27 protein-coding genes are annotated in these 25831 nt (G+C 68.1%); 14 read left to right on the forward strand and 13 right to left on the reverse strand.

Features of this window, described 5'->3' with window-relative positions; translation table 11 throughout:
- Positions 1-31: 31 nt before the first annotated feature.
- The 3 genes from H0X91_RS25755 to H0X91_RS25765 all read right to left on the reverse strand — a co-directional run bounded on the left by H0X91_RS25755 (position 32) and on the right by H0X91_RS25765 (position 2787).
- Positions 32-1156, reverse strand: a complete 1125-nt coding sequence (locus H0X91_RS25755; RefSeq protein WP_006490174.1) for an OpgC domain-containing protein — start codon at positions 1154-1156, stop codon at positions 32-34.
- A 418-nt stretch (positions 1157-1574) separates the two neighbouring features.
- Positions 1575-2474, reverse strand: a complete 900-nt coding sequence (gene rarD / locus H0X91_RS25760; protein WP_058902423.1) for an EamA family transporter RarD — start codon at positions 2472-2474, stop codon at positions 1575-1577.
- 16 nt (positions 2475-2490) lie between these two features.
- Complete coding sequence (locus H0X91_RS25765; RefSeq protein ID WP_006480292.1) at positions 2491-2787, reverse strand: acylphosphatase; 297 nt, start codon at positions 2785-2787, stop codon at positions 2491-2493.
- Between the two features lie 152 nt (positions 2788-2939).
- Here H0X91_RS25765 and hpnA point away from each other — a divergent pair, with 152 nt between their 5' ends.
- Together hpnA and H0X91_RS25775 are read left to right on the forward strand one after the other, a co-directional pair.
- Positions 2940-3947: a hopanoid-associated sugar epimerase gene (gene hpnA / locus H0X91_RS25770; protein ID WP_006483842.1), complete on the forward strand. Its 1008-nt coding sequence runs from the start codon at positions 2940-2942 to the stop codon at positions 3945-3947.
- 108 nt (positions 3948-4055) lie between these two features.
- Positions 4056-5471 carry a hypothetical protein gene (locus H0X91_RS25775; RefSeq protein WP_058902424.1) on the forward strand — a complete coding sequence of 472 codons (1416 nt, stop codon included), beginning with the start codon at positions 4056-4058 and terminating at the stop codon, positions 5469-5471.
- Between the two features lie 108 nt (positions 5472-5579).
- On the opposite strand, the gene H0X91_RS25780 is transcribed toward H0X91_RS25775, so the two are convergent.
- The gene (locus H0X91_RS25780) at positions 5580-6767 is read right to left on the reverse strand and encodes a glycosyltransferase (RefSeq protein ID WP_006494339.1); all 1188 of its coding nucleotides are present in this window, start codon (positions 6765-6767) and stop codon (positions 5580-5582) included.
- A gap of 402 nt (positions 6768-7169) precedes the next feature.
- Here H0X91_RS25780 and ispH point away from each other — a divergent pair, with 402 nt between their 5' ends.
- Both ispH and hpnH read left to right on the forward strand, forming a co-directional pair.
- Positions 7170-8111 (forward strand): 4-hydroxy-3-methylbut-2-enyl diphosphate reductase, encoded by a 942-nt coding sequence (gene ispH / locus H0X91_RS25785; protein WP_006485062.1) that lies wholly within the window; start codon positions 7170-7172, stop codon positions 8109-8111.
- Positions 8112-8123: 12 nt separating this feature from the next.
- A complete protein-coding gene (gene hpnH, locus H0X91_RS25790) occupies positions 8124-9284 on the forward strand; it encodes an adenosyl-hopene transferase HpnH (RefSeq protein WP_006480287.1) in 1161 nt (386 codons plus the stop codon).
- A gap of 156 nt (positions 9285-9440) precedes the next feature.
- Here hpnH and H0X91_RS25795 read toward each other — a convergent pair whose 3' ends face one another.
- From H0X91_RS25795 to H0X91_RS25805, 3 genes are all read right to left on the reverse strand, one after another.
- Entirely contained in the window at positions 9441-9701 is a 261-nt protein-coding gene (locus H0X91_RS25795; RefSeq protein ID WP_006485063.1) for a hypothetical protein, read from the reverse strand.
- A 166-nt stretch (positions 9702-9867) separates the two neighbouring features.
- Positions 9868-10347: a hypothetical protein gene (locus tag H0X91_RS25800; RefSeq protein WP_006485040.1), complete on the reverse strand. Its 480-nt coding sequence runs from the start codon at positions 10345-10347 to the stop codon at positions 9868-9870.
- Between the two features lie 223 nt (positions 10348-10570).
- Positions 10571-10948 carry a hypothetical protein gene (locus H0X91_RS25805; RefSeq protein WP_196433476.1) on the reverse strand — a complete coding sequence of 126 codons (378 nt, stop codon included), beginning with the start codon at positions 10946-10948 and terminating at the stop codon, positions 10571-10573.
- 489 nt (positions 10949-11437) lie between these two features.
- Between H0X91_RS25805 and H0X91_RS25810 the strand changes: the two genes are divergently transcribed.
- Together H0X91_RS25810 and H0X91_RS25815 are read left to right on the forward strand one after the other, a co-directional pair.
- Positions 11438-11791 carry a DOPA 4,5-dioxygenase family protein gene (locus H0X91_RS25810; protein WP_006494334.1) on the forward strand — a complete coding sequence of 118 codons (354 nt, stop codon included), beginning with the start codon at positions 11438-11440 and terminating at the stop codon, positions 11789-11791.
- Between the two features lie 118 nt (positions 11792-11909).
- Entirely contained in the window at positions 11910-12335 is a 426-nt protein-coding gene (locus H0X91_RS25815) for a nuclear transport factor 2 family protein (RefSeq protein WP_196433471.1), read from the forward strand.
- Between the two features lie 58 nt (positions 12336-12393).
- On the opposite strand, the gene trhA is transcribed toward H0X91_RS25815, so the two are convergent.
- The 3 genes from trhA to H0X91_RS25830 form a co-directional block, all read right to left on the reverse strand.
- A complete protein-coding gene (gene trhA / locus H0X91_RS25820) occupies positions 12394-13014 on the reverse strand; it encodes a PAQR family membrane homeostasis protein TrhA (RefSeq protein WP_006494332.1) in 621 nt (206 codons plus the stop codon).
- A gap of 208 nt (positions 13015-13222) precedes the next feature.
- Positions 13223-13429, reverse strand: coding sequence for a YbdD/YjiX family protein (locus H0X91_RS25825; RefSeq protein WP_006480280.1), 207 nt, complete (start codon positions 13427-13429; stop codon positions 13223-13225).
- A 12-nt stretch (positions 13430-13441) separates the two neighbouring features.
- Positions 13442-15520: a carbon starvation CstA family protein gene (locus H0X91_RS25830; protein WP_006485014.1), complete on the reverse strand. Its 2079-nt coding sequence runs from the start codon at positions 15518-15520 to the stop codon at positions 13442-13444.
- Positions 15521-15788: 268 nt separating this feature from the next.
- Here H0X91_RS25830 and dapF point away from each other — a divergent pair, with 268 nt between their 5' ends.
- The 8 genes from dapF to H0X91_RS25870 all read left to right on the forward strand — a co-directional run bounded on the left by dapF (position 15789) and on the right by H0X91_RS25870 (position 22048).
- The gene (gene dapF / locus H0X91_RS25835) at positions 15789-16601 is read left to right on the forward strand and encodes a diaminopimelate epimerase (protein WP_058902426.1); all 813 of its coding nucleotides are present in this window, start codon (positions 15789-15791) and stop codon (positions 16599-16601) included.
- Positions 16598-17482 carry an RNA polymerase sigma-70 factor gene (locus tag H0X91_RS25840; protein WP_060211052.1) on the forward strand — a complete coding sequence of 295 codons (885 nt, stop codon included), beginning with the start codon at positions 16598-16600 and terminating at the stop codon, positions 17480-17482. The genes dapF and H0X91_RS25840 overlap by 4 nt, the downstream gene beginning before the upstream one ends.
- Positions 17483-17676: 194 nt before the next feature.
- Positions 17677-18156: a carboxymuconolactone decarboxylase family protein gene (locus H0X91_RS25845; protein ID WP_006485066.1), complete on the forward strand. Its 480-nt coding sequence runs from the start codon at positions 17677-17679 to the stop codon at positions 18154-18156.
- Between the two features lie 76 nt (positions 18157-18232).
- Positions 18233-18637 carry a cupin domain-containing protein gene (locus tag H0X91_RS25850; protein ID WP_006485044.1) on the forward strand — a complete coding sequence of 135 codons (405 nt, stop codon included), beginning with the start codon at positions 18233-18235 and terminating at the stop codon, positions 18635-18637.
- Between the two features lie 111 nt (positions 18638-18748).
- A complete protein-coding gene (locus H0X91_RS25855; protein WP_006485021.1) occupies positions 18749-19753 on the forward strand; it encodes a LysR family transcriptional regulator in 1005 nt (334 codons plus the stop codon).
- A 205-nt stretch (positions 19754-19958) separates the two neighbouring features.
- The gene (locus H0X91_RS25860; protein WP_012493629.1) at positions 19959-20714 is read left to right on the forward strand and encodes an SDR family oxidoreductase; all 756 of its coding nucleotides are present in this window, start codon (positions 19959-19961) and stop codon (positions 20712-20714) included.
- Positions 20715-20739: 25 nt separating this feature from the next.
- Complete coding sequence (locus tag H0X91_RS25865; protein WP_006485024.1) at positions 20740-21255, forward strand: Ohr family peroxiredoxin; 516 nt, start codon at positions 20740-20742, stop codon at positions 21253-21255.
- Between the two features lie 40 nt (positions 21256-21295).
- Positions 21296-22048, forward strand: coding sequence for an SDR family NAD(P)-dependent oxidoreductase (locus H0X91_RS25870; RefSeq protein ID WP_006485028.1), 753 nt, complete (start codon positions 21296-21298; stop codon positions 22046-22048).
- 56 nt (positions 22049-22104) lie between these two features.
- On the opposite strand, the gene H0X91_RS25875 is transcribed toward H0X91_RS25870, so the two are convergent.
- The 3 genes from H0X91_RS25875 to H0X91_RS25885 form a co-directional block, all read right to left on the reverse strand.
- Positions 22105-22533, reverse strand: a complete 429-nt coding sequence (locus H0X91_RS25875) for a PRC-barrel domain-containing protein (protein WP_006485034.1) — start codon at positions 22531-22533, stop codon at positions 22105-22107.
- 430 nt (positions 22534-22963) lie between these two features.
- Positions 22964-24094, reverse strand: a complete 1131-nt coding sequence (locus H0X91_RS25880) for a 3-deoxy-7-phosphoheptulonate synthase (RefSeq protein ID WP_011694899.1) — start codon at positions 24092-24094, stop codon at positions 22964-22966.
- Between the two features lie 193 nt (positions 24095-24287).
- Positions 24288-25604, reverse strand: coding sequence for a lipase family protein (locus tag H0X91_RS25885; RefSeq protein ID WP_196433472.1), 1317 nt, complete (start codon positions 25602-25604; stop codon positions 24288-24290).
- Positions 25605-25831: the final 227 nt, after the last annotated feature.

Genomic DNA, 25831 nt, shown 5'->3' on the forward strand with positions numbered 1-25831 from the left:
GCCTGCCGCGCCGCCCGCATCCGTCGCGCGCCTACGCCGCCGCGCCGCGCCATCGCGCGATCCACGTTCCCGAACCGGCTACCGCCATCATCAGCCCGACCGCGCATGCGTCGGCCACGAGGCCCACGCCGACATGCCGCAGATCGGCGCTGCGCACGGCCGGATGCAGCAGCGAATCGATCACGAGCGAGATCGCCGCGCCCGCGACGAAGCAGATCAGCCCGCGCTGGCCGACCGCCACGACGGGCCGCACGCCCTGTGCGATCCGCGCGATCCAGCCGAAGCGCACGCAATCGGCCATCAGCCACGCGACGGCCGCGAAGCTCACGACGCGCGGCAGCGCGAGATCGCGCTTGAGCACGCCTTCCGGCACCGGCAGCCCCGAGAACAGCTTGTAGCTCGCGCAGCCGAGCACGATCGCGCATGCGAGCCCGGTCGCCGCGGCGCCCCAGCGGCCGAGCGCGATGCGGCGGTAGAACGGCTGGCAGCGCGCGAGCACGCCGGCGACGAACATCAGTTGCCACGCGAACGGATTGAAGCTCCAGCGGAAACCGTCGGTGTCCAGCAGTTCCGGGCCGAGCCAGCCCGCCGCCAGCCACGACGCGACGCTGAGCGCCACGAGCAGCCACGGATGGCGCCGCGCGAACGGCACCAGCACCGGCGACGCGAGCGCGAACAGCACGTACATCGGCAGCACCGACGCCAGATACGGCTGGCGCTGGAACGTCAGCAGCTCGGCGGCGCCCGTGAGCGGCGACGCGAGCATCACGCTGACGTCGTCGAGCGCGAGGTTCGGCGCATCGATCCCGTAGTGATCGAGCACCACCGACACGACGAGCATCAGCGTCGACGTCGCGAGAAACGCGCGGTAGATCTGCATCGCGCGCCGCACGAAACGCCGCTGCGCGGCGCGCGCGCCGTGCCGCTCGGCGATCGCGCCGTATGCGCTCGCGGTCGCGAAGCCGCCGAGGAACACGAACACCTCGGCCGCGTCGCACAGCGCGAACGCGTGCAGCGTCACGCGCGACAGCACGCTCGCGCCGATGTGATCGACGACGATCATCAACAGCACGAGCCCGCGGAAGAAGTCGATTTCGATCAGGCGGCCGCCGCGCGACGGCTGGACCGTGACGGAAGGCGGCGGGCTCAACGACATGAGCCCACCTGTGCGGCGGCGGTGCGACGCGCACCGTGGAAAGGATCGGGAAAAGGCAGGCGAGCGCGATCGGCGGCGATACGCGTATGCTCGCATCGCGCCAACCCGGCCGGCTTGGCGCGGAGGTGACCGTTCATGGAAAAGCTGCATACGAAGGGAAGTCGGTCAGGCCAGTCTAGTAGCCGATCAGGGGAGACCCTAAGTAACAAAGTGCAACCGAATCTTCTGTTCGATTACAAGCGCGAGCGTTGCGCGGCGAAGCAGGCAGCGTCGCCAGATTCGCGTCAGCGCGTCGCCAGTTGGCGGTCAGGATCGAGGGAGTCGGCGGGAGTCGGCGACACAACGCGCGGTGTTCGACGCTCGGATGAAGCGCGCTGCGCGGCGCGTTCCGCGCGGCCGGCGCATCGCGACGATGCGGTTAGCCGCGCGCGGGCAGCCGCCGCATCAGCATCGCGCTGTGCCACGCGGTCAGCGCGACGGCGACCCAGATCGGCCCGTACGTCGCGAGCTGCGCGACGCTCAGCGTTTCACCGAGCAGCAGCAGCGACACCACGACGAGCAGCACGGGCTCGACGTAGCCGAGAATCCCGAACAGCGCCATCGGCAGCATCCGGCTCGCCTTCAGGTAGCTCGCCAGCGCGAGCGTGCTGAGGATGCCGAGCCCCGGCAGCAGCACGGCCCACAGCAGCGGATGGCCGGCGACGCGCGTGGTGCTCGTCGCGACCATCGCGAGCGCGATCGGGCACAGCAGCGCGATCTCGATCGCGAACGCGGCCAGCGAATCGGCGTTGATGCGCCGGCGCAGCACGAAATACGGCGGATAGCCGAGCGCGACGACCAGCGTCGGCCATGCGAACGCGCGCGTCACCCACACCTCGTGCGCGACGCCGAGCGCCGCACAGGCGACCGCCGCCCATTGCAGCGGGTCGAGCCGCTCGTGATAGTAGAAGCGGCCGACGAGCACCATCGTCAGCGGCAGCAAGAAATAGCCGAGCGACACTTCGAGCATGCGGCCGTGCAGCGGCGCCCACAGGAACAGCCACAGCTGCACGCCGAGCAGCGCCGCGCTCACCGGCAGCGCGATCAGCAGGCGCCAGTCGCGCGCGCAGCGCCGCGCCAGCCCGACGAGCGCCGGCCAGCGGCCGCGCAGCGCGATCAGCGCGAGCGCGCCCGGCGCGGTCCACACGACGCGCCACGCGAAGATGTCGAGGCCCGTGAGCGGCGCGAGCAGTTTCGCGTAAGCCGACATCAGCGCGAACAGCGTCGACGCCATCACCGACAGCATGAGGCCGCGCCCCGCCTCCGGATACCCCGTCATGATCGTTGTGCGCCTCTTACTGCTGCTGGAAGCGTTCGAAGCGCTTCTCGGTCCGGCGTTCCTCGAACGTCACCTCGGTCACGCGCGCGGCGGGCGGCCCGTGGCGAAGCCACGCGAGCATCCGGTCGATCTGCGCGCCGGGGCCCTGGATCATCGCCTCGACGGTGCCGTCCTCGAGATTCGCGACCCAGCCGCGCAGCTTCAGCGCATGCGCCTCGCGCACCGTCGCATGACGAAAGCCGACGCCCTGCACGACGCCGCGCACCCGCACATAGTAGGTCTCGATCCGTTCGTCCAGCTCATTGCGGCTCATTGCGTCGCCCTCCCGTTGCATTCAAGCCCGGCATTGTAGTCGCGTCGGCCGCTTCGCACACGCGCCGGCCGGGCGTCGCCGCGCACGCCGACCACGTACAATCTCGCCGATGCCCAACCGCCGCGCCGCCCGCGCGGCCCTGAAGGAAACGCATGACTGATACCTCCCGCGATCTCGTTCTCGTCACCGGCGCGTCCGGTTTCGTCGGCTCGGCCGTCGCGCGCATCGCGCAGCAGAAAGGCTATGCGGTGCGCGTGCTGGTGCGCCCGACCAGCCCGCGCACGAACGTCGCGGATCTCGACGCCGAGATCGTCACCGGCGACATGCGCGACGAGGCGTCGATGCGCGCCGCGCTGCGCGGCGTGCGCTACCTGCTGCACGTGGCGGCCGACTACCGGCTGTGGGCGCCCGACCCCGACGAGATCGAGCGCGCGAACCTCGAAGGCGCGGTCGCGACGATGCGCGCGGCCCGCGCGGCAGGCGTCGAGCGGATCGTCTACACCAGCAGCGTCGCGACGCTGAAGGTGACGAGCGCCGGCGATCCGTCCGACGAGAACCGGCCGCTCACGGCCGAGCAGGCGATCGGCGTCTACAAGCGCAGCAAGGTGCTCGCGGAGCGCGCGGTCGAACGGATGATCGCCGACGAAGGGCTGCCGGCCGTGATCGTCAACCCGTCGACGCCGATCGGCCCGCGCGACGTGAAGCCGACGCCGACCGGCCGCATCATCGTCGAGGCCGCGCTCGGCAAGATTCCCGCGTTCGTCGATACAGGGCTGAACCTCGTGCACGTCGACGACGTCGCGCACGGCCACTTCCTCGCCCTCGAGCGCGGCCGGATCGGCGAGCGCTACATCCTCGGCGGCGAGAACCTGCCGCTGCAGCAGATGCTCGCGGACATCGCGCAGATGACGGGCCGCAAGGCGCCGACGATCGCGCTGCCGCGCTGGCCGCTGTACCCGCTCGCGGTCGGTGCCGAAGCGGTCGCGAAGTTCACGAAGAAGGAGCCGTTCGTCACCGTCGACGGGCTGCGGATGTCGAAGAACAAGATGTATTTCACATCGGCGAAGGCCGAGCGCGAGCTCGGCTACCGTGCGCGTCCGTATCGCGAAGGGCTGCGCGATGCGCTGGACTGGTTCGGCTCGGCGGGCTACCTCAAGTAACACAAAGCGGCGCACCTCGCGCCGCTTTGCGCACTTTGTTACACGTCGCGCGCGGACCGGCATCGGCGCAGCGGTTAAAATCGCGGGTCTTACGCAGAGAAGACACGCATGAACCTGAACGATCAGATCGCTTCGCTCGCCACGGGCGTCGATCAGCTCCTCCACGATCACCACGCCGCGCAGCAGGCGGCACGCAGCGCGGAAGCCTTCGCGCGCGCCGCGGCAGCGGAAGCCCGGGCCGCGGCCGAGCGCCACGCCGCGGCGGAAGCCGACGCGCAGGCCGCCGCGCAGCGCCACACGGCCGCTGCCGCCGATGCCGAAGCCGCGCAGCGGCGCCACGCCGATGCCACCGCCGCCGCCGAAGCGGCCGCCCAACGTCATACGGATGCCGCCGCGCAAGCCGAAGCCGCTTCGCAGCGCCATGCGGAAGCCACCGCGCTGACCGAAGCGCTCGCGCAACGTCACGCGGATGCCGAAGCCGCGTCGCAGCGTCACGCGGCGGCGATCGCCGAAGCCGAGGCCGCCGCGCAGCGCCATCACGCCGCCGCGACCGAAGCCGAAGCGGCCGCGCAACGTCATGCCGCGGCGACCGCCGAAGCGGAAGCCGCCGCGAAGCGCCATGCGGAAGCGACCGCCGAAGCCGAAGCAGCCGCGCAGCGCCACATGGCCGCGATTGCCGAGGCCGAGGCGCTCGCCCAGCGTCACACGCAGGCGCTCGCCGACACGCAGGCCGCCGCCCGGCGTCACGACGAAGCCACCGCGGAGGCGGAAGCCATCACGCAGCGTCACGCCGAAGCGATCGCCCAGGCCGAAGCCGCCGCGCAACGCCACGCCGAGGCGACCGCCGAAGCCGAAGCCCTCACGCTGCGCCATACCGAAGCGATCGCTCAGGCTGAAGCGGCCGCGCAGCACCACGCGAAGGCCATCGCCGACGCCGAGGCGCTGGTCGAGGCCGTCGTCAAGGAAGCCGCGACGAACGCGGTGGCCGCCACGGCGGTGACGGCCGAAGCCGTCGAGCCGGCACCGGCGGATACGCCGGCAGCGGAGCCGGCCGTGCACGCAGTCGCGCCGGTTGCGGCCGAAGCAGCCGAAGTGCCGACTTCAGGCGCCGACGCCGAAACCGCGATCGTCCCGGCGGCGCAAGCCGGCGCCGGGGGCGAAACCGAAACCGATAGCGACACCGTTGCCGCGCCGGCCGACAAGGCGACGCTGCACGTCGCGCGCCCGTCCCAGAACGAACTCACGCTGACCATCAACGGCGAATCGATCACGCTGCATCCGGAGCAACTGGGCCAGCTGATCGAGGAACTCGCGCACGCACGCGCGTCGATGCAGCCGGAGCCGCCGCCCGGCATTCCGGCCGGCTGGCGTTTCGTGACGACGAAGAACCCGATGATGGCCGTGCAGAAGCAGTCGAACGGCGACCGTCTGCTGGTCGCCCGCCACACGGGCTATGGCTGGGTGCCGTTCACGTTCTCGCCGGACGTCGTGGTCCAGATGTACATGATGCTGACCCAGCGGTAAGCGCCGGCATCGGTATACGACACGGCAGAAAATAAAACAGCCCGACCGGTTCGCACCGATCGGGCTGTTTGCTGTCCGGCTGCCGGGAGGCATGCCTCCCGGCCCCGTTCAGCGATCCACCGGCGCCTGCACGCGCGCCTTCCACTGGCCGCCCTTGCCGCGCCAGTAACGCCACGCCGACGCGAACGTCGCGCCGACGTAGAACAGCGCGACGAGCGGCAGCGCGGGCGCCCACAGCGGCGAGCGCCGGTAGTAGCGCAGCATCGGCGCATACGCGGCGCACATCGACGCCCACGCGAGCCACGCCGGCCATGCACGCGCGCCGTAGGCGAGCGCGACGACGGGCGGCACCAGATAGATGATCGTCATCCCGAGCAGCGTGCCGGCCAGCAGCAGCGGCGAATAGTGCAGCTGCGTGAACGCGGTGCGCGCGATCATGTTCCAGATGTCGCGCCAGCTGTCGTACGGGCGCAGCGACACGCTGCGATCGGCGAGATCGAGCCGGATCGGATGGCGGCCGCTGCCGCGGTGCTTGATCTGCGCGGCGAGGCTGCAGTCGTCGATCAGCGCGCCGCGAATCGATTCGATGCCGCCCGCTTCTTCCAGCGCCGTGCGCTTCACGAGCATGCAGCCGCCGGCCGCACCGGCCGTCCGGTTGCGCGGGTTGTTGATCCACGAGAATGGGTACAGCTTCGCGAAGAAGAACACGAACGCCGGAATCAACGCCTTTTCCCAGAACGAGTCGCAGCGCAGCCGCACCATCAGCGACACGAGATCGCGACGCTCGGCCTGCGCGCGCGTGACGAGTTGCGCGACGGCGTCGGGCGGATGGCCGATGTCGGCATCCGTCAGCAGCAGGTAGTCGGCCGGCAGGCCGAGCGTCTGCACGGCCGCGATCCCCTGCGACTGCGCCCACACCTTGCCCGACCAACCGGCCGGCAGCGGCTTCGCGGTCAGCACCGTCAGCCGGTCGGCGCGGTTGATCGCGAGCGCGGCCGCGCGGGCCGCGTCGGCGGTGCCGTCGTCGCTGTGGTCGTCGACGATGATCAGATGGAATTCGCCCGGATAGTCCTGCTCGAGCAGCGAAGTCGCCGCGCGAGCGATCACGTCGGCTTCGTTGCGCGCCGGCACCACGGCCACGACGGCCGGCCAGCCCGCCTCGGCCGCCTCGCCGCGAGCCTCGGGCGGCAGCGGCCGCGCGGGCTGCGCGCGCCAGAAGCCGCCGCGCGCGACGAGCAGCACGATCCAGATCACCAACGACAGGCCGGACACCAGGAAAGCAAGCGCCAGCATCATCGGCCTGCCTCCTGCCGCCCGCCGGCCGGGTAGGAATTAATAGGGGTCGGGAACAAAACGCCCGAAACCGCACGGACGGAAGGGCAATACGCGTAAGAATCGACGGTCATCGAATGGCCTTGAAATGAGCGCGACGCCGGGCAGCCGGAGCGGCCGCCCGCGAAACCGCGTAGTTTACTGGGTTCCGCGCCCGCCAGCGCCGACGCGGCTCTCCCGCAATTGCAACGGTGCCGACACAGCACCAAAGCACGGACGGCCCGATAGGGTTAAAATGCGCGATTAATTCGGGGTTCCGGGGCCTGGCCGGCCGGTTCGTTCCTGCCTTCATAACATCAAGCCGGGGCGAGCGAGCGAGTGCCAGCTCCTCGAACCCCGGCGTCTGTCGTCGGAGTTCGCTCACCTATGCGAGTCATCCTTGCCCAGCCCCGCGGCTTTTGTGCGGGGGTTGTCCGTGCGATCGAGATCGTCGATCGCGCGCTGCAACAGCACGGTGCGCCGGTCTATGTGCGTCACGAGATCGTGCATAACCGGCATGTCGTCGAAAATCTGCGTAATAAAGGGGCACGATTCGTTGAGGAGCTCGACGAGGTGCCGCACGGCGCTGTCGCGATCTTCAGCGCGCACGGTGTCGCCCAGACGGTCGAGCGCGACGCGCAGACGCGCGGGCTCGACGTGCTCGACGCAACCTGCCCGCTCGTCACGAAAGTGCACGTGCAGGGGCGCCAGTACGTCGCGGCGGGCCGCCGGCTGATCCTGATCGGCCATGCGGGCCACCCGGAAGTCGAGGGCACGATCGGCCAGATTCCGGCCGAGGTGATCCTCGTGCAGAGCGAAGCCGAAGTCGATACGCTGACGCTGCCCGTCGATACGCCGGTCGCGTACATCACGCAGACCACGCTGTCGGTCGACGACACGCGCGGCATCATCGAAGCGCTGCAGCGCCGGTTCACCGACCTCGTCGGCCCGGACACGCGCGACATCTGCTATGCCACGCAGAATCGCCAGGCCGCCGTGCGCGAGCTGAGCGAACAGGTTGACGTGCTGCTCGTCGTCGGTGCGACGAACAGCTCGAACTCGAACCGCCTGCGCGAGATCGGCACCGAAAGCGGTGTGCCGAGCTATCTCGTCGCCGACGGCTCGGAAGTGAAGGCCGAATGGTTCGCGGGCGTGCAGACGGTCGGCCTGACCGCCGGCGCGTCGGCGCCCGAAGAGATGGTCGAGGATGTAATCAGCGCGCTGCGCGCGCTGGGGCCCGTCGATGTCGCGACGATGGCGGGCCGTGAAGAAAAAGTCGAATTCAAGTTGCCGGCGAAGCTCACGCAAGCTGTCGCCCGCGAAGTTTAAGGAGGACATCCCTTGTCTATTCCGCTGCTCCAGCAAGTCCGTGTCGGCGCCTACATCGTGCGCCAGCACCTGTCCGGCAACAAACGCTATCCGCTCGCGCTGATGCTCGAGCCGCTGTTCCGCTGCAACCTCGCGTGCAACGGCTGCGGCAAGATCGATTATCCGGATCCGATCCTGAACCAGCGCCTGTCCGTCGAGGAATGCCTGCAGGCCGTCGACGAGTGCGGCGCGCCCGTCGTGTCGATCGCCGGCGGCGAGCCGCTGCTCCACAAGGAAATGCCGGAAATCGTCAAGGGCATCATGAAGCGCAAGAAGTTCGTGTACCTGTGCACGAACGCGCTCTTGATGGAAAAGAAGATGGACGACTACCAGCCGAGCCCGTATTTCGTCTGGTCGGTCCACCTCGACGGCGACAAGGACATGCACGACCATTCCGTGTCGCAGGAAGGCGTGTATGACAAGGCGGTCGCGGCGATCAAGGAAGCGAAGCGCCGCGGCTTCCGCGTGAACATCAACTGCACGCTGTTCAACGATGCGATCCCCGAGCGCGTCGCGAAGTTCTTCGACACGCTGGGCCCGATCGGCGTCGACGGCATCACCGTGTCGCCGGGCTACGCGTACGAGCGCGCGCCGGATCAGCAGCACTTCCTGAACCGCGACAAGACGAAGAACCTGTTCCGCGAAATCCTGAAGCGCGGCGAAGGCGGCAAGCGCTGGTCGTTCAGCCAGTCGTCGCTGTTCCTCGACTTCCTGGCCGGCAACCAGACGTACAAGTGCACGCCGTGGGGCAACCCGGCGCGTACGGTGTTCGGCTGGCAGAAGCCGTGCTACCTGGTCGGCGAAGGTTACGTGAAGACCTTCAAGGAACTGATGGAAACGACGGAGTGGGACAACTACGGCGTCGGCAACTACGAGAAGTGCGCGGACTGCATGGTCCACTGCGGCTTCGAGGCGACGGCCGTGATGGACACGATCTCGAACCCGCTGAAGGCGCTGCGTGTGAGCCGCAAGGGCATCAAGACCGACGGCCCGTTCGCACCGGACATCTCGATCGCGAAGCAGCGTCCGGCCGAGTACGTGTTCTCGCGCCACGTCGAGATCAAGCTCGAGGAAATCCAGCGCGCCGGCAAGGGCAAGCTGCAGAAGCCGGCGAAGTCGGCAACGGCCGCTTAAGTCGCGCGTTGCGCCGCGAGAAGGTTCGCGCCTTCGCAGCGGCTGGAATCGAAAAAGCGCCACGGAGTTCATTCGCTCCGTGGCGCTTTTTGTTTTGACGGACGCCGTGTGACGCGCAGCGCTTGCGCCCTGCGTGCGAGGCCCAGCGTCGGTTGCCTAGCTGCGCGACTCCGCCGCGGCGATCAGTTGCCAGGCGGTCGGGCCCGGATCGAGCAGCGGGTCGGACGGCGGATCGAGATCGTGCGGATGCGCTTCCTCAGACGGCAACGTCTGCGCTTTCGCAATGCCGATTTCGTCGCCGCATACGGTGCATCGATAGATGCCCGCCACCGTCACCTTGCTGCCCGGCGGCAGATTCTCGCTGAATGCGCGGCCACTTCCGCACGTGAAGTAGCCGCCGCTCCTGTATAGCGCCATCGCTCCTCCTGACCGAAACGAATGCGTTCGCGCCGACACGCATGCTCGTCGCAAACGCGAGGATGGATCGTCGTCCGGACACGCCGGGTTCCAGTCATGGCATTAGACGGCGCGCGGCCGCGCGATGGAATCGGACGCGTATGAAACACGGCCCGTGGGCAGCCACTCAATGCAGAACGGCCGGCTCCCGCATCTTCGCCGCGGCCTGCGCGACGAGCCCCGGCTGTTCGGCAGAGGCGAACGTGCAGACATGACGCCACAGCTCGGCCAGCCGATGCCGCGTGAGCGTCGCGACGCACGCGTCGTTCGCGGCGAGCACGCGTTCGAGTACCGCGCATTCGTCGTCGTGCAGCGTCCATGCCCCGCTTTGCGCGGCGCGCGCCACGCTCGCGTCCAGCACGCGCTCCGCGTCGACGCACAGGTCGATGGTCGCGTCCGGAGAGACCGCATCGTCGAGCGCGAGGAACACCAGATACACGCTCGTGCGCAGCCGCATCAGCAGCGTTTCGCTACCGTGCTCGCCGCGCAGCGCGACCAGCGCCATGTGGCATTTCAGCGAGATGTCGCGGGCATGCGCGGGCGGCAGCGGCAGCAGCCATTCGCGCGTCAATGGCGGATGGCGGCGACCTTTTCGGGCAGCCTTCATGATTCGCCCCCGCTCGCGGACACGTCGCCCTTCGCCGATCCCGGCCACGCGCCACGGCACACGACGGCGCCGCGGCCCGCGTCGCGCAGGGCGTTCGCCCGGCGTCGCATGCCGTGCACATCGGCGCGCCGTCGCATCGAGCCCGCTTCCGGCAGCCTGCGTATCGCCGACGCACGCCACACGCCGGACAATCGGTTGGGGCATGCCATGATCGTCTCCTGCATCAAAACGTGTTCTCGCCCTTCAGGTAGTACGCGGTTTTCACGAAGAACGCCTTCACCGGATGGCCGGTCTGCGCGTCGCGGGCCGCCCGCGCTTCCATCGCGGCCTTCTCGTCGCGCCACCGGTCGGGCATCGGGTTGTTCGCGCGCGCAAGGGCGCGCTGCATCGCGAGCGGATAGTTCTGGTTGCCGGCCGTCGTCGCGCGATAGCCCGCGCGCGTCATCTGCATCAACTGCACATCGGTCTCGGCACGCGCCGCCGACCAGGTCAACGGCGCGGCATGCGGGGTATCGCCAGCGCCGATCGACTGCGCAAAACCGACGGCAGGCAGCGCAACCAGTGCGCAGGAAAGAACAGCAACGGGAACGAGGGATCGCATAATGGCCTCCAGATGGTTGTCTCCGCATCGATCCATCATCGATGCGTTGAAATCATCGTATGTCGGGCCGCATCCCGCTTGAATAGCCGAATCCGCAATTGTTATTTTCAGGTGCGGCATTCGGCGTGCGCACCGCGTCATTCGCGAATCCCGCCGGCATGGAATTTCTTTATTTCATTCAATGACCTGATCGGATTTTTAGCGACGATCCGGTGGGGCGCTCACGCCGCTCTTTCAATTTTCGAAATGACGTGTTGCCGGTGCGATGCCGGCCAGCGCGCCTGCCCGCAAGGCTCCGGCGTGATATCGCGCACGCGGATCGCGCCGAAACGATTTCAGCGGATCGGCCGATTCTCCTGATGCAGGACAAATCATCCGCATCGACTTGCCGGATCGAGACACGACGCAAGCGGCGAGGACGCGCGATAATCACGCATCGGTCGTTTCGCACGGCATCTCACGCATTTCCCTTTTCAATCGAGTCCCTCCATGGCTGCCCTCGACATTACCGCCATCGACAGCTGGCACGCGCACGTCTATTTCGATGCGGCGAGCCGCGACGCGGCCTGGGCGTTTCGCCAGGTCGTCGACGCGCGGTTCGGCGCGGTCATCGAACTCGGCCGCTTTCACGAACGCCTCGTCGGCCCGCATCCGGCCTGGTCGTACCAGATCGCGTTCGACGCCGCCCGATTCGACGACATCGTGCCGTGGCTCGTGCTGAACCACGGCGCGCTCGACATCTTCCTGCATCCGAATACGCACGACGAACTGCGCGACCATCGCGATTGCGCGGTGTGGATCGGCAAGTCGTATGCGCTCAATCTCGACGCGCTGGCCGGCTGAGGGCCGACGTCCGGCCGCGTTCGCCGCGGCGGGGCATCCACGTTTCGGGGCGACGTGAAACGTCTCGCGACGATACGCCCGTACAGTGGTTTCCGTGATCGACTTCCGGAAATCCGCCATGACACCCGCAGACACCGATGCCGACGCCCGGCGCATCCATGAAGACTGGCACGCCGCCGTCGTCGCCCGCGACCTCGACGCGCTGATGTCGCTGTATGCCGACGACGCGGTGCTCGAAACCCCGCTCGTCGTCGCCACGCTGCCCGCGCACGGCTCCGGCGTGCTGCACGGCAAGGCCGCGATCGGCGCATTCTTCGCGGCCGGCCTGCGCAATCCGGACAACCCGCTCGGGCGCTGGTACCGGACCGGGCTGTTCTTCTCGAATGGCCGTCAGCTCGTCTGGGAATACCCGCGCGCAACGCCGGACGGCGATCAGGTGGATCTCGTCGAAGTGATGGATCTGCGCGACGGGGTGATCGCGCATCATCGCGTGTACTGGGGATGGGTCGGGTTCAGCGCGCTGCGCGGCGCCGCGCGCCGGTAGCGCCTACTCCGGCCGACGCGCCACGCACGGGGCGTCACCCGCTCGACGCCCCGTGCGCTCACGCGACATACATCGCGACACTGACGAACTGGCACAGGCTGCCGGCCAGCACGAAAAGGTGCCAGATGCCGTGGCCGTGGCGAATGCGTTCGTCGTTGATGAAGAAGTAGATCCCCGCGCTGTAGATCACGCCGCCGGCCACGAGCCACGCGGTGCCGATCGGCGGCAGCGCATGGATCAGCGGACGCACGGCGACGAGCGCGAGCCAGCCCATCAGCACGTACAGGATCATCGACAGCAGGCGCGTGCGGCGCCCGAGCGTCAGCTCCTGCACGATGCCGAACACGGCGAGCCCCCAGCTCACGCCGAACAGCGACCAGCCCCACGGACCGCGCAGCGTGACCAGCGTGAACGGCGTGTAGCTGCCGGCGATCAGCAGGTAGATCGCCGAATGGTCGCATTTCTGCAGGATCGCCTTCAGGCGCGGGTTGCGCACGCTGTGATACGCGGTCGAGATCGCGTAGAGCAGGATCAGCATCGCGCCGTACACGCTGAAGCTCACCACCTTGTACGGGTCGCCTTCGAGCGCGCCCATCGTCACGAGCGCGACGAGGCCGGCCACCGACAGTACCGCGCCGACGAGATGGGAAATGCTGTTGAAACGCTCACCGGCATGCACGACGTGTTCTCCTGCGGGGCCATCGGGAAAAGAGGGAGCCCTATGATACCGGCGGCCGGATATCGCCGTGCTGCGCCCGGGCAAACGGCTGGCGCGCGCCGTGCGAGGCGCGCCGCCGGCCCGCCAAAGAAAAAGCGCCGCGACATTCGTCGCGGCGCTTCCCTTTCGATCACCGGACCGATTCGTCAGGTGATTGCAACGGCCCGGGTCAGCAACACTTCCCGGCACCCGACCCGTAGCGCGCATTCTGACGCTCGCGGAAGAATTCCTCGTACGTCATCGGCTCGCGGTCCGGATGCGTTTCGCGCATGTGCGCGACGTAGGTATCGTAGTCGGGCAGGCCGACCATCAGCCGCAACGCCTGCCCGAGGTAACGCCCCGCGCTGCGCAGGTCGCTGCCAAGATCGCTGAACATCGCGGCCTCCCCTTAACGTCCGCTGCCGAGCGCCTGCGCGGCCGGCATCGCTTCGTACGGCGTCTCGCGCACGGTCGGCTTCGACTCGCGGCGCGCGCGCAGCACGGCGATCACGCCGTACACCGCGATCGCCACGACGACGAAGATGAACAGCCCGGCCAGCGCCGCATCGATGTAGTCGTTGAAGATGATCCGCTTCATCTGCGCGATCGATTTCGCCGGCGCGAGCACCTTGCCTTCGTCCACCGCGGCCTGCAGCTTCGCGGCGTGCGCGAGGAAGCTGACCTTCGGGTTCGCGTCGAAAATCTTCTGCCAGCCGGCCGTCAGCGTGCAGATCAGCAGCCACACGGTCGGCACGATCGTCACCCACGCATAGCGCTCGCGCTTCATCTTGAACAGCACGACGGTGCCGAGCACCAGCGCGATCGCGGCGAGCATCTGGTTCGAGATGCCGAACAGCGGCCACAGCGTGTTGATGCCGCCGAGCGGATCGACCACGCCCTGGTACAGGAAGTAACCCCACGCAGCCACGCACAGCGCGGTGGCGACGAGGTTCGCCGGCAGCGATTCGGTGCGCTTGAGCGCCGGGTGGAACGTGCCGAGCAGATCCTGCAGCATGAAGCGGCCCGCGCGCGTGCCGGCATCGACGGCCGTCAGGATGAACAGCGCCTCGAACAGGATCGCGAAGTGATACCAGAACGCCATCATCGCTTCGCCGCCGATCACCTGGTGCAGGATGTGCGCCATGCCGACGGCCAGCGTCGGTGCGCCGCCCGCCCGCGCGATGATCGTCGTTTCGCCGACGGCCTTGGCCGTCTGCGTCAGCATGTCGGGCGTCAGCACGAAGCCCCATTGCGTGACGGTGTTGGCGACCGCTTCCGGCGTCGAGCCGAGCACGGCGGCCGGCGCGTTCATCGCGAAGTAGATGCCCGGCTCGATCACGCACGCGGCGACCAGCGCCATGATCGCGACGAACGATTCCATCAGCATCGCGCCGTAACCGATGAAGCGCGCGTTGGTTTCGTTGTCGATCAGCTTCGGCGTCGTACCCGACGAGATCAGCGCGTGGAAGCCCGACACCGCGCCGCACGCGATCGTGATGAACAGGAACGGGAACAGGTTGCCCGACCACACCGGGCCCGTGCCGTCGACGAACTTCGTCAGCGCGGGCATCTTCAGTTCCGGTGCGACGACCAGGATGCCGATCGCGAGGCCGAGGATCGTGCCGATCTTCAGGAACGTCGACAGGTAGTCGCGCGGCGCGAGCAGCAGCCACACCGGCAGCACCGACGCGACGAAGCCGTAGCCGATCAGGATCCACGTGAGCTGCGTGCCGCTGAACGTGAACCACGCGGCGAGCGTCGGCGAATCGTGCACCTGCTGGCCGAACGCGATCGACGCCATCAGCAGCACGAAGCCGATGATCGACACTTCGCCGATGCGGCCCGGACGGATGTAGCGCGTGTAGACGCCCATGAACAGCGCGATCGGAATCGTCGCGGCGACGGTGAACGTGCCCCACGGCGAATTGGTCAGCGCCTTCACGACGATCAGCGCGAGCACCGCGAGGATGATCACCATGATCAGGAACGCGCCGAACAGCGCGATCACGCCGGGCACCGTGCCGAGCTCCATCTTGACGAGATCGCCGAGCGAACGGCCGTCGCGGCGCGTCGAGATGAACAGCACGATGAAGTCCTGCACCGCGCCGGCGAACACGACGCCGGCCAGGATCCACAGCATGCCGGGCGTGTAGCCCATCTGCGCGGCGAGCACGGGGCCGACCAGCGGCCCGGCGCCGGCGATCGCGGCGAAGTGATGGCCGAACAGCACGTACTTGTTGGTCGGCACGTAGTCGAGGCCGTCGTTGTACTTGACCGCCGGCGTCATCCGCAGCCCGTCGAGCTGCATGACCTTGCTGGCGATGAAACGGCTGTAGAAGCGATACGCGATCAGATACACGCAGACTGCGGCGATCACGATCCAGAGGGCACTGACGCGCTCGCCGTGCGCGAGTGCGATCGTGCCGAATGCGAACGCGCCGAGTAGCGCGACCGCGATCCAGAGCAGGGTACTGGAAGCCCGATTCATGGCGTCTCCTGGTCTCCAATGTGTTTTTGAGTGGATGCGGCGAGGGCCGAACCCGCGTGACGTCGATGCGCCGTGCCGCAGCCTCGCGGAGACTGCGGCGATGGGCCGTAGTATTCCGCGCGACGGGGGCCGCTTACAAGCGGACAACTACGTATGACGATCTACGTAGAATTACGTAGATCGTTGGCGCGTGCACCTCGTCGGGCGACGATTGCCCGCGACCGGCGAGCCACGTACAGTATTTGCCTGCCTCCATTCCGGAATCCCCATGCCGATCGCATTTCAGAAGATGAACGCGAATGGCGATGACTTCGTCATCGTCGACCTGCGCGGTCGGAAACACGATCGCGCGCATCCCGTCGACGGCGACCTCGTGCGGCGCATGGGCGATCGGCATCGCGGCATCGGCTTCAACCAGCTCGCGGTGATCTCGGACGGCGACGACGCGGCCGCGCGCGTCGCGTTCTGGAACCCCGACGGCTCGGCGCTCGATACCTGCGGCAGCGCGACGCGCGGCGTCGCATGGAAGCTGATGCGGGAAACCGGCGCGGCGTCGATCGTGCTGCGCACGAATCGCGGCCGCCTGCATTGTTCGCAGGATGCGGACGGGCTGATCAAGGTCGAGATGGGCGCGCCGCGGCTCGGCTGGCAGGACATACCCTTCGCCGAAGCCGCCGACACGCTCGCGCTGCCGCTGCCGGGCACGCCGGCCGCCTGCAGCATGGGCAATCCGCACTGCACGTTCTTCGTCGACGATCCCGACACGCTCGACGTCGCCGCACTCGGCCCGGCGATCGAAGCACATCCGCTGTTTCCGCAGAAAACCAACGTCCATTTCGTGCGGGTCATCGATCGCACGCACATTCGCCTGCGCATCTGGGAACGCGGCGGCGGCGTGCCGCTCGGTTCCGGTTCGTGCTCGTGCGGCGCGGTGGTCAACGGCATCCGGCGCGGGCTGCTCGACGATACCGTGCGGGTGACCTGCGACGGCGGCGACGTCGCCGTTCACTGGGACGGCGCCGGCAGCGTGTTCCTGAGCGGGCCCGTGACGGCCGGCTTCAGCGGAGTGTGGCCGTCATGACCGACGACGCACAAACCTTCCACGCGCTGCGCCCGCGCCTGCAGAAGATCGCGTACCGGATGCTCGGCTCCGTCGCGGATGCCGAGGACATCGTGCAGGACGTGTGGCTACGCTGGCACGACGCGGCGCGCGACAGCATCGAGAACGCCGAGGCGTGGCTCGTCGCGGTCACGACGCGCACGTCGATCGATCGCCTGCGCGCGGCGAAGATCCGGCGCGAGCACTACACGGGTATCTGGCTGCCCGAGCCGGAGCTCGGCGAATCGCCCGCGACGCCCGAGGAAATGACGGAGCGCGCGAGCGACGTATCGGTCGCGTACCTGCTGTTGCTCGAACGGTTGACGCCGGAAGCGCGCGCGGCGTTCCTGCTGCACGAAGTCTTCGAATTCGACTACGACCGGATCGCCGACGCGATCGGCAAGACCGAAGCCGCGTGCCGGCAGCTCGTCAGCCGGGCCCGCGCGCGGCTGCGCGACGACACCCCGCCGCGGCACGCGGTGCCGCATGAAACGCATCGCCGGCTGCTGCAGACGTTCACGCATGCGCTCGCGCAAGGCGACTTCCCGTCGATCCAGGCGTTGCTCGCCGAAGACGCGATGCTGATCGGCGACGGCGGCGGCCACGTCCAGAGCTTCCCGAAACCGATGGTCGGCGGCCGGCGCATCGCTCAACTGTTCTATGCGACGTGGTTGCGCTGCGGCAGCGGCGTCGAGATGCGGCCGGTCGTGCTGAACGGCGAGTGGGCGATGCTGCGCTTCATCGACGGACAACTCGAATCGGCGATGTCGTTCGACACCGACGGCACGCGCATCGGCCGGATTCTCGTGCAGCGCAACCCGGAGAAGCTCGCCCGGATCGCGAGCGCCTGCGCCGCCGGCTGACGCGCGCATCGCCGCGCGCCGGCGCCGGCCGCGCTCGCCGTCGAGCCCGGATTGGTGCAGCGCGCGCAACACGATGCGTCCCTGTACGTGGCTACCGCGCCCCGGTGCACACTCCTAAGATGATTTCGCGCGGCGCCCTGCCGCCCACGACGCCCGCGCAACGCGGGCCAGCCTCTTCGTCGCCAGGAGAAATCATGACGCAGCGTCTCAACTACATTCAACAGTCGCCCGAGCTGTTCCGGAAATTCCTCGAACTCAGCAACCTGCTGCGCAACAGCGCGATCGAGGAATCGATCCGCGATCTCGTGTCCGTCCGGGCGTCGCAGATCAACGGCTGCGCGTTCTGCCTCGACATGCACGTGAAGGAGGCGCGCATCCACGGCGAGCGCGAGCTGCGCCTGCATCATCTTGCGACGTGGCGCGAATCGACGCTCTTCTCGCCGCGCGAGCGGGCCGCGCTCGCGTGGACCGAAGCGCTGACGACACTGCCCGCGCACGGCGTGCCGGACGACCTCTACGACCGTGTGCGCGGCCAGCTCTCGGAAAAGGAATTGTCGGACCTGACGTTCGAAGTGATGGCGATCAACGGCTGGAACCGCGCGAATGTCGCGTTCCGGACCGTGCCGGGCTCGTCCGACAAGGCCTTCGGTCTCGACAAGGCCAATCTCGCCTGACGGCCGCGCCCGACGGCAGGCCACGCCCCTCCCTCGCTGCCGGCCGCCGGCCGGCGGCCCACCGGAAGCCACCACCATGATTCGCATGAAACACGTGCTCGCGGCCGCGCTCGTCGTCGCGGGCGCCGCGACCGGCGTCGCCCGAGCGGCGCCCTCGGCCATCGTCACGCCGCTGATGACGAAGCCGCTCGACGCGTACCCGGGCAAGGAAGCCCTGATGATCTCGGTCGAGTATCCGCCCGGCGCGGTCGACCCGGTCCATCGCCACCACGCCGACGCGTTCGTCTATGTCGTCGAGGGTTCGATCGTGATGCAGGTGAAGGGCGGCGAGCCCGTCACGCTGAAACCGGGCCAGACCTTCTACGAGGGCCCGAACGATCTGCACACGGTCGGACGCAACGCGAGCCGGACGCGGCCCGCGAAGTTCATCGTGCTGCTGTTGAAGGACAAGGGCGCGCCCGTGCTCGTGCCGGAAAAATAACCGGCTCGCACGCCGCCGCGCCCTTTTTTTGAAAAAATGCGGCGGGCGGTGTCACAGGCGGCAGCGCTGAACCGTCTAGTCGCATACGGACACCACGATTCCAGCGCCCCCATGCCCGACACCTCCATTCGCCGCCCCGATGCCGACGATCCGTTCGCGCGCAGCTTCTCGACCTGCTATGCCGGCGTGGTCACGTTCCTCGCCGTCGTCACCGAGGGCAGCTTCGCACGCGCGGCCGATCGCCTCGGCGTCGGCCGCTCGTCGGTCAGCCGCCACGTGCAACGGCTCGAGGACCGGCTCGACGCCCGCCTGTTCCAGCGCACGACCCGCAGCATGTCGCTGACGCGCGAAGGCGAGCTCTTCTACGAAAACTGCCGGCCCGGCATCGAGCACCTGGCGCAGGCGCTCGAGGACATGCGCGAGCTGCGCAGCGGGCCGCCGAGCGGGCACCTGCGCATCGGCTCGACGCCCGGCTTCGGCCGCAAGGTCGTCGCGCCGCTGCTGCGCGATTTCCATGCGCGCTATCCGGACATCACGCTCGACCTGCTGTTGAACGACCGGCCGGCCGATTTCTCCGCCGACCGCATCGACGTCGCGTTTCGCGACGGCCGCATGGAGGACAGCGCGATCGTCGCGCGCCGGCTGATTCCGATGCAGATGATCGTCTGCGCGTCGCCGTCGTATGCGCACCGGCACGGCCTGCCGCGCCACGTCGACGACCTCGCGCGACATCGCTGCATCAACCTGTGCACCGCATCGGGCCGCGTGACGGAATGGGAATTCAGGATCGACGGGCTGACGCAGCAGCGCCAGCTCGCCGCGCATCACACGTTCAACGACATCGATCTCGTCGTGCGCGCGGCGCTTGACGGCCTCGGCATCGCGCAACTGCCCGCGTACCAGGTGTGCGACCTGCTCGCCGACGGCCGGCTGGTGAGCTGTCTCGGCCAGCACGCGCCGGACGACGGCGGCCACTATCTCTGTTACCTGAGCCGCAAGCACCTGCCCACGCGCATCCGCGTGTTCATCGACTACATGATCGAACAGACGCGTGCGCGCGACCTGCAGTGCCTGACGACGATGACGACGATGGCGCCGCTGGAGACCGTCGATTGATGCATGCACGACAACACGGTGAGGGCCTGCCGGACCCTACCGGATCGGGCGGCGCATGCCTACGATGCAGGCTGTTCGACACGCATCCGGATCCGGCAAGGCGCCGTTCGGCAAGGTCCGGGCCCGATCGCGCGAACGCGATGAGCGCCGGTTTCGGCAGATTCAAGCGGCGCGCATGTCGCGCGCCCGTTCAAGGAGAGCAATCGTGAAAATCGTCGTGATTGGTGGTACCGGCCTCATCGGCAGCAAGGTCGTCAGGAACCTGATCGCACGCGGCCACGACGCGGTGGCGGCGGCGCCGTCGACCGGCGTCGATACGATCACCGGGGCGGGACTGGACGACGCGCTCGCCGGCGCGGAGGTCGTGGTCGATCTCGCAAATTCGCCGTCGTTCGAGGAAGCGGCCGTGAAGGCGTTCTTCGAGGCGTCGGGGCGCAACCTGTTCGCCGCGGAGCGCGCGGCCGGCGTGCGCCATCACGTCGCGCTGTCGGTGGTCGGCACGGACCGGCTGCAGCAGAGCGCATATTTCCGCGGCAAGATCATCCAGGAAAACCTGATCCGCGAAGCAGGCGTGCCGTACACGATCGTGCGCTCGACGCAGTTCTTCGAATTCGTCGGCGCGATCGCGCAGGCCGGCGCGCAGGGCGATACGGTCCGGTTGACCACCGCGCACTTCCAGCCGATCGCATCGGACGACGTCGCGGCCGCCGTGACCGACTTCGCGCTCGACGCGCCGCGCAACGGCATCGCCGAAATCGGCGGCCCCGAGCGCGTGCGGATCGCCGATCTGGTCGAGCGTTTCCTGTCGGCGACGCACGACGCGCGCACGGTGACGCGCGACGCCAGCGCCGACTACTTCGGCGCGGTGCTGCAGGACGACACGCTCGTGCCGGCAGCCGGTGCGCGCCTCGGCGCGACGACCTTCGACGCGTGGTTCCGGCAGAACGCGCTCGCGCGCTGAACGCCACAGCCGGATCACGCACGCCATGACGCCGCTGCGCCCGCCGCCGCTCTCGCTGCTCGACCGGTATCGCGGACGAGAACCGCAGACGCTGTACTCGACGACGGTGACCGTCACGGGCGGCGCGGCGGAGCATGGCCGCGCATCGGGCGTCGCGCGTTCCGACGACGGGCGGCTCGATGTCGAGCTGCGCCTGCCGTCCGCGCTCGGCGGGCCCGGCGACGGCCCCAATCCGGAGCAGTTGTTCGCCGCCAGCTATGCGGCGTGCTTTCATGGCGCGCTGAGCCTGCTGGCCGCACGGGCGGGGGTGTCGATCGCCGGTGCCTCGGTGTCCGCATCGATCGACTTCTGCCGCGATCCGATGGACGGACTGTTCATGCTGAACGCGAACATTCGCGTGCGGCTGCCGGGCGTCGAACGCGCGGTGGCGGAAGAACTCGTCCGCAACACCGAGCGTTTCAGTCCGTATACGAAGATGGCGCACGAAGGGATCAGCCACGTGGTGGCGCTGGCGCCGACGGACGATGCGCACGAACGCTAAACGGCACGCACGTTCAACCCATCATCTTCACGAGAAAGTCATGCAGTCATTCGACAACAAGGTGGTCCTCATTACCGGCGGCGGCGCCGGCATCGGGCTGGCAGCGGCCGTCGCGTTCGCACGCGAAGGTGCGCGCGTCGTCATCACGGGCCGCCGTGAAGATGCGCTGTCCGCCGCCGCGCGCAGCGCGCCCGGTATCGACTACGTGGTCGCGGACGCCGGCGATCCGGCCGATGCCGCGCGCACGATCGACGAAGCGGTCGCACTCGCGGGGCGGCTCGATGTGCTGGTCAACAATGCGGGCGCAGGTGCAATCCTGCCGCTCGGGTCGGCTACCTTCGAAGCGATCAGCGCGATCTTTTCAGTCAATACGCTCGGACCGTCGATGCTCGCGACCGCCGCATTGCCGCATCTGAAAGCAGCCCGCGGCAGCATCGTCAACGTGTCGAGCACGTTCGGACACAAGGCCGCTGCGCTGCTGTCGCACTATGCAGCGAGCAAGGCCGCGCTCGAGCATCTGACGCGCTGCTGGGCGCTCGAGCTCGCATCGGCGGGCGTACGCGTGAACGCCGTCGCGGCGGGCCCGACGGAAACGGACTTCCTGTCGGAACGGATGAAGCTGTCGGCGCCCGACATCGAAGCAATCAAGGCGCAGGAGCGCACGCGCATTCCGCTTGGCCGGCGCGGCGAGCCCGCGGACGTCGCGAACTGGATCGTGTCGCTCGCGTCGCCGCTGGCGGCATGGATGACGGGGCAGGTGATCACGGTCGACGGCGGACTCGACGCAACCTGACCGTCGCGAGAACGCGCGGCACGCGACGTACGACGCGTGCCGCGCGAAGGGGCAAATCAGTGCTTTTCGTCGAGCTTCTTCGGCTTCGGCGGCGACGGCACCTTCGCGTACTGGAACGCCGGCGTGGCCTTCAGCGCCTCCTTCGTCGCGCCCGGCAGGTAGATGTTGCCGTTGCGCACGTCGAGCGACGCGATCGGCACCGCGACGTCGTGCGCGGCCACGCCGAGGAAGCCGCCGGCCGACACGATCGCGGCCGACACCGAGCCGTCCGGCGCGACGATCAGGTCGCGCACCTTGCCGACTTTCTGGTTCTCGTCGTTGTAGACGGTCTTGCCGAGCACGCTCTTCTTCACGCTCCAGCCTTCGAGCAGCGCCTGCGATTGCTCGACGGTCACGCTGATGGGCTGCGCGCCCGCGATCTGCGCATGCGCGCTGACGCTCGACGCGAGGACGGTTGCTGCGATGAGGGTCTTGTAGAACTTCATATGCGTTGCACTCCGGTTCGGTTGTTGTGGATTCCGGGAACGAAGCGGCGCGGGCGCAACGGCTGATCGGTACACACCCAGCGAATGGACACCCCACAGATGGCCGCCCCGCGGATGGCCGCCCCGCGCTTCGTCGGTCGCATGGCGGCCGGCCGCGCCGCCATTGCGTGTGTGCGTGGCGGACCGGCATGGCCGGGCCGCAGCGTGCAACACGGAGTTCATGGTAGCGGCAATTGGCGGATCGTGCGTTCGGCGTGCGACGTGGCCGGTGGGGCAAACCGGATCAGGATCAAGGACCACGCAGAACAGCGGGGCGCGCGGCGCGAAAATAAAGGCGCCGCGGCCTGTCGATCAGGACGCCGTCGCTGACGCGCCGCCGATCGTCGCAGCGCCGCGAATGACGCGGCGGGCGCCGGGACGCGACGCGGTATCACGCATTCCGCGAATACACCCTGCGATGCCGCACCGCCTCCGCCAGCACGTCGAGCACCGGCTCCGTCTGCGTCCAGCTCAGGCACGCATCGGTAATCGACACGCCGTACTTCAGCGGCACGCCCGGCTTCAGGTCCTGCCGCCCGGCTTCGAGATGGCTTTCCACCATCACGCCGACGATCCGGTGCTCGCCCTGCCCCAATTGCCGCGCGAGGTCCTGCGCGACCTCGATCTGCCGCTCGTGCGACTTGTTCGAGTTCGCATGCGAGCAGTCGACCATCACCTGCTCGCGCAAGCCGGCCTTGCGCAGCACCGCGCAACTCGCTTCGACGTGCTCCGCATCGTAGTTCGGGCCGTTCTTGCCGCCGCGCAGGATCACGTGCGCATCGTCGTTGCCGCGCGTCTCGAAGATCGCGGCCATCCCCATCTTCGTCATCCCCATGAACGCATGGCTCGCGGCCGCGGCGACGATCGCGTCCGACGCGACCTGCACGCCGCCGTCCGTGCCGTTCTTGAAGCCGATCGGGCAGCTCAGCCCCGACGCGAGCTGGCGATGGCTCTGGCTCTCGGTGGTGCGCGCGCCGATCGCGCCCCACGCGATCAGGTCGGCGATGTACTGCGGGCTCAGCAGGTCGAGGAATTCGGTCGATGCGGGCAGGCCGAGCGCGTTGATGTCGAGCAGCAGTTGCCGCGCGGCGCGCAGCCCTTCGTTGATGCGGAAGCTGCCATCCAGGCGCGGATCGTTGATGTACCCCTTCCAGCCGACCGTCGTACGCGGCTTCTCGAAGTACACGCGCATCGTGATCAGCAGGTCGTCCTTCAGCGCGTCGGCGGCGACCTTCAGCCGGCGCGCGTAATCGAGCGCCTGGTCGTGATCGTGGATCGAGCACGGGCCGACGACGAGCAGCAGCCGGTCGTCGCGGCCGTGCAGGATGTCGCCGATCGCGCGGCGCGTATCCTCGACGAGCGTCTGCGTGGCGGCCGGCACCGGCAGTTCGTCGAGCAGCAGCGCGGGCGAAATCAGCGGACGCACGGCGCCGATGCGGACGTCGTCGATGCGGGTGGTGTCCTGCGTCGCGTCGGCGCTGCCTACCTCGCGATCGTGGGAAGGATTGTCGAGGTTCTGCATGGTGATTCTCCGGGGGACGTCTGTCTGGAATGATGGGCAGGCTCGATTATGGCACCCGGACGAGGTGGCAGCGGGGTACGGCGAGGCAGTGCGGGCGGCGGCCGCCGCAGTCACGCGACCGACGTCGAAACGAGACAAAAAAAAGCGACCCGTAAAAGGGTCGCCCGCCGTTCGCCGCGTTGCGCGGCAGCGACTAGTGCAGCGTCTCGGGCGCGAGCGAATTGCTCGGCAGCAGCGACGTCAGCCAGCAATTGTTCGGCGCGGCTTTGCCGTTGAAGCGGTCGTAGAGCCACGGCAGCATGCCCGCCACCCACGGCACGATCGCGCCCACGTGTTCGAGCGGATACTCGGTGTACGTGACCGCCGTGCCGCTGGCGCAGAATTTCTGCGCCAGCGCGCGCACGTCGTACGCGAGCATCACGCCGTCGCCCACCTGGCTGCCGAACGTGCCGTCCAGCGCGCCCGCGGTGCCCTGGCCGATGAACATCGGGATCGTCGGCGACGCGGCCAGCCCCGCATTCACCTTGTTCGCATAGGTGACGTACACCGGAATGCTGTTGATGTCGTTCGCGTATTGCGGCTTGAACAGCGTGCCCCAGCGCAGGCCCGTGTACTTCGGCAGGATGTACGCGAGCGACTGGCTCTGGATGTCCTTGAATACGGCGACGCCCGTCTCGCTGAGGTACGGCGTCAGGTCGAAACCGTAGCCACGCGACAGCCCGGCCAGTGCGGCCGCGGCGACGCCGCCCCACACGATGCTGCCGTCGACGTAACGCAGGTTGTGCGCCGGATCGACCAGCACGCCGCCTTCCGCCGCACCGACGAGCTGCCGGTTGACGTCGGGCGCATAGCTCGGCGCGAGTTGCGCGGCCCAGTTGGTCGCGATCGCGCCGCCGGAATAGCCGATCATCGCGACCTTGCTCGACGGACTCAGCCCGGTCGACGGCGTATTGAGCGCGGCGCGGATCGAATCGAGCGTCGTCATCCCGTATTCGGGGCCGGCCGCGAAATCGGCCGTCTGGCCCTCGGTATCGGGCACGATGACGTTGTAGCCGAGCAGCAGCAGCGTCGCCAGCGGAATCGATTCCGCGCTGTACAGCAACGTGCCGACGTTGATCACCTCGGTCACGTCGCGGTCGCCGGCGATCACCTGCGACGGTTCGTCGTACGGGTTCAGCGAATCGTAGGCCGACTGGTACGAGATCGCCCGGCCGTTGCTGACCGGGCTGCGGATCACCGACGTCACGTTGACGACCGGCTGGTTCAGCGCGTTGTGGGTGCGATACAGCAGCTGCTGCGCGGTCACCGCGGTCGGCATGCCGGCCACGTGATAGGTGACGTTGCGCGTCTTGACCACGGTGCCCGGTGGAACCGATGCCAGCGGCGTGGTGCCGGTGTATGTGTAGAACGGATCGGAAACGGCCGGTGCGGCGGCGCCGGCCGGCGATGCGGCGACGGCCAGTGCGGCCGACACCGCGGCCGCGGCCATCATGAAACGTCTGGAGGACATGGGTGGAGGCCCCTGGGATAACCTGCTTGCATCGAAGGAAATTCGGCGGTGTTGCAGACCATCTCGATTGCCGCTTCAACGGCGTTTCCGTGCCATCGACTGTCTCCTGTAAGTGAATGATCCGGTTTGTTCCGATTCTGTAATTTGGTAGGACTGCAAAGCTGATTCATTGAAGCACAACGCGAATGCGTTCGAGATGCGTTTTCGACTGTTTGAAGGTAAACGTC

Source organism: Burkholderia sp. 9777_1386 (genome assembly GCF_015712265.1).
GTDB classification, from domain to species: domain Bacteria; phylum Pseudomonadota; class Gammaproteobacteria; order Burkholderiales; family Burkholderiaceae; genus Burkholderia; species Burkholderia cenocepacia.

Excerpts from the sequence above, each read along its gene's own strand:
- H0X91_RS25830 (WP_006485014.1), bottom strand. The coding sequence starts at position 15,520 with ATGAATCGGGCTTCCAGTACCCTGCTCTGGATCGCGGTCGCGCTACTC.
- dapF (WP_058902426.1), top strand. The coding sequence starts at position 15,789 with ATGCCGATCGCATTTCAGAAGATGAACGCGAATGGCGATGACTTCGTC.
- H0X91_RS25800 (WP_006485040.1), bottom strand. The coding sequence starts at position 10,347 with ATGAAGGCTGCCCGAAAAGGTCGCCGCCATCCGCCATTGACGCGCGAA.
- H0X91_RS25795 (WP_006485063.1), bottom strand. The coding sequence starts at position 9,701 with ATGGCGCTATACAGGAGCGGCGGCTACTTCACGTGCGGAAGTGGCCGC.
- H0X91_RS25825 (WP_006480280.1), bottom strand. The coding sequence starts at position 13,429 with ATGTTCAGCGATCTTGGCAGCGACCTGCGCAGCGCGGGGCGTTACCTC.
- ispH (WP_006485062.1), top strand. The coding sequence starts at position 7,170 with ATGCGAGTCATCCTTGCCCAGCCCCGCGGCTTTTGTGCGGGGGTTGTC.
- H0X91_RS25765 (WP_006480292.1), bottom strand. The coding sequence starts at position 2,787 with ATGAGCCGCAATGAGCTGGACGAACGGATCGAGACCTACTATGTGCGG.
- H0X91_RS25870 (WP_006485028.1), top strand. The coding sequence starts at position 21,296 with ATGCAGTCATTCGACAACAAGGTGGTCCTCATTACCGGCGGCGGCGCC.
- rarD (WP_058902423.1), bottom strand. The coding sequence starts at position 2,474 with ATGACGGGGTATCCGGAGGCGGGGCGCGGCCTCATGCTGTCGGTGATG.
- H0X91_RS25810 (WP_006494334.1), top strand. The coding sequence starts at position 11,438 with ATGGCTGCCCTCGACATTACCGCCATCGACAGCTGGCACGCGCACGTC.
- H0X91_RS25850 (WP_006485044.1), top strand. The coding sequence starts at position 18,233 with ATGATTCGCATGAAACACGTGCTCGCGGCCGCGCTCGTCGTCGCGGGC.
- H0X91_RS25755 (WP_006490174.1), bottom strand. The coding sequence starts at position 1,156 with ATGTCGTTGAGCCCGCCGCCTTCCGTCACGGTCCAGCCGTCGCGCGGC.
- H0X91_RS25880 (WP_011694899.1), bottom strand. The coding sequence starts at position 24,094 with ATGCAGAACCTCGACAATCCTTCCCACGATCGCGAGGTAGGCAGCGCC.
- H0X91_RS25865 (WP_006485024.1), top strand. The coding sequence starts at position 20,740 with ATGACGCCGCTGCGCCCGCCGCCGCTCTCGCTGCTCGACCGGTATCGC.
- H0X91_RS25840 (WP_060211052.1), top strand. The coding sequence starts at position 16,598 with ATGACCGACGACGCACAAACCTTCCACGCGCTGCGCCCGCGCCTGCAG.
- H0X91_RS25855 (WP_006485021.1), top strand. The coding sequence starts at position 18,749 with ATGCCCGACACCTCCATTCGCCGCCCCGATGCCGACGATCCGTTCGCG.
- hpnA (WP_006483842.1), top strand. The coding sequence starts at position 2,940 with ATGACTGATACCTCCCGCGATCTCGTTCTCGTCACCGGCGCGTCCGGT.
- H0X91_RS25885 (WP_196433472.1), bottom strand. The coding sequence starts at position 25,604 with ATGTCCTCCAGACGTTTCATGATGGCCGCGGCCGCGGTGTCGGCCGCA.
- H0X91_RS25805 (WP_196433476.1), bottom strand. The coding sequence starts at position 10,948 with ATGCGATCCCTCGTTCCCGTTGCTGTTCTTTCCTGCGCACTGGTTGCG.
- H0X91_RS25815 (WP_196433471.1), top strand. The coding sequence starts at position 11,910 with ATGACACCCGCAGACACCGATGCCGACGCCCGGCGCATCCATGAAGAC.
- H0X91_RS25780 (WP_006494339.1), bottom strand. The coding sequence starts at position 6,767 with ATGATGCTGGCGCTTGCTTTCCTGGTGTCCGGCCTGTCGTTGGTGATC.
- H0X91_RS25845 (WP_006485066.1), top strand. The coding sequence starts at position 17,677 with ATGACGCAGCGTCTCAACTACATTCAACAGTCGCCCGAGCTGTTCCGG.
- H0X91_RS25875 (WP_006485034.1), bottom strand. The coding sequence starts at position 22,533 with ATGAAGTTCTACAAGACCCTCATCGCAGCAACCGTCCTCGCGTCGAGC.
- H0X91_RS25775 (WP_058902424.1), top strand. The coding sequence starts at position 4,056 with ATGAACCTGAACGATCAGATCGCTTCGCTCGCCACGGGCGTCGATCAG.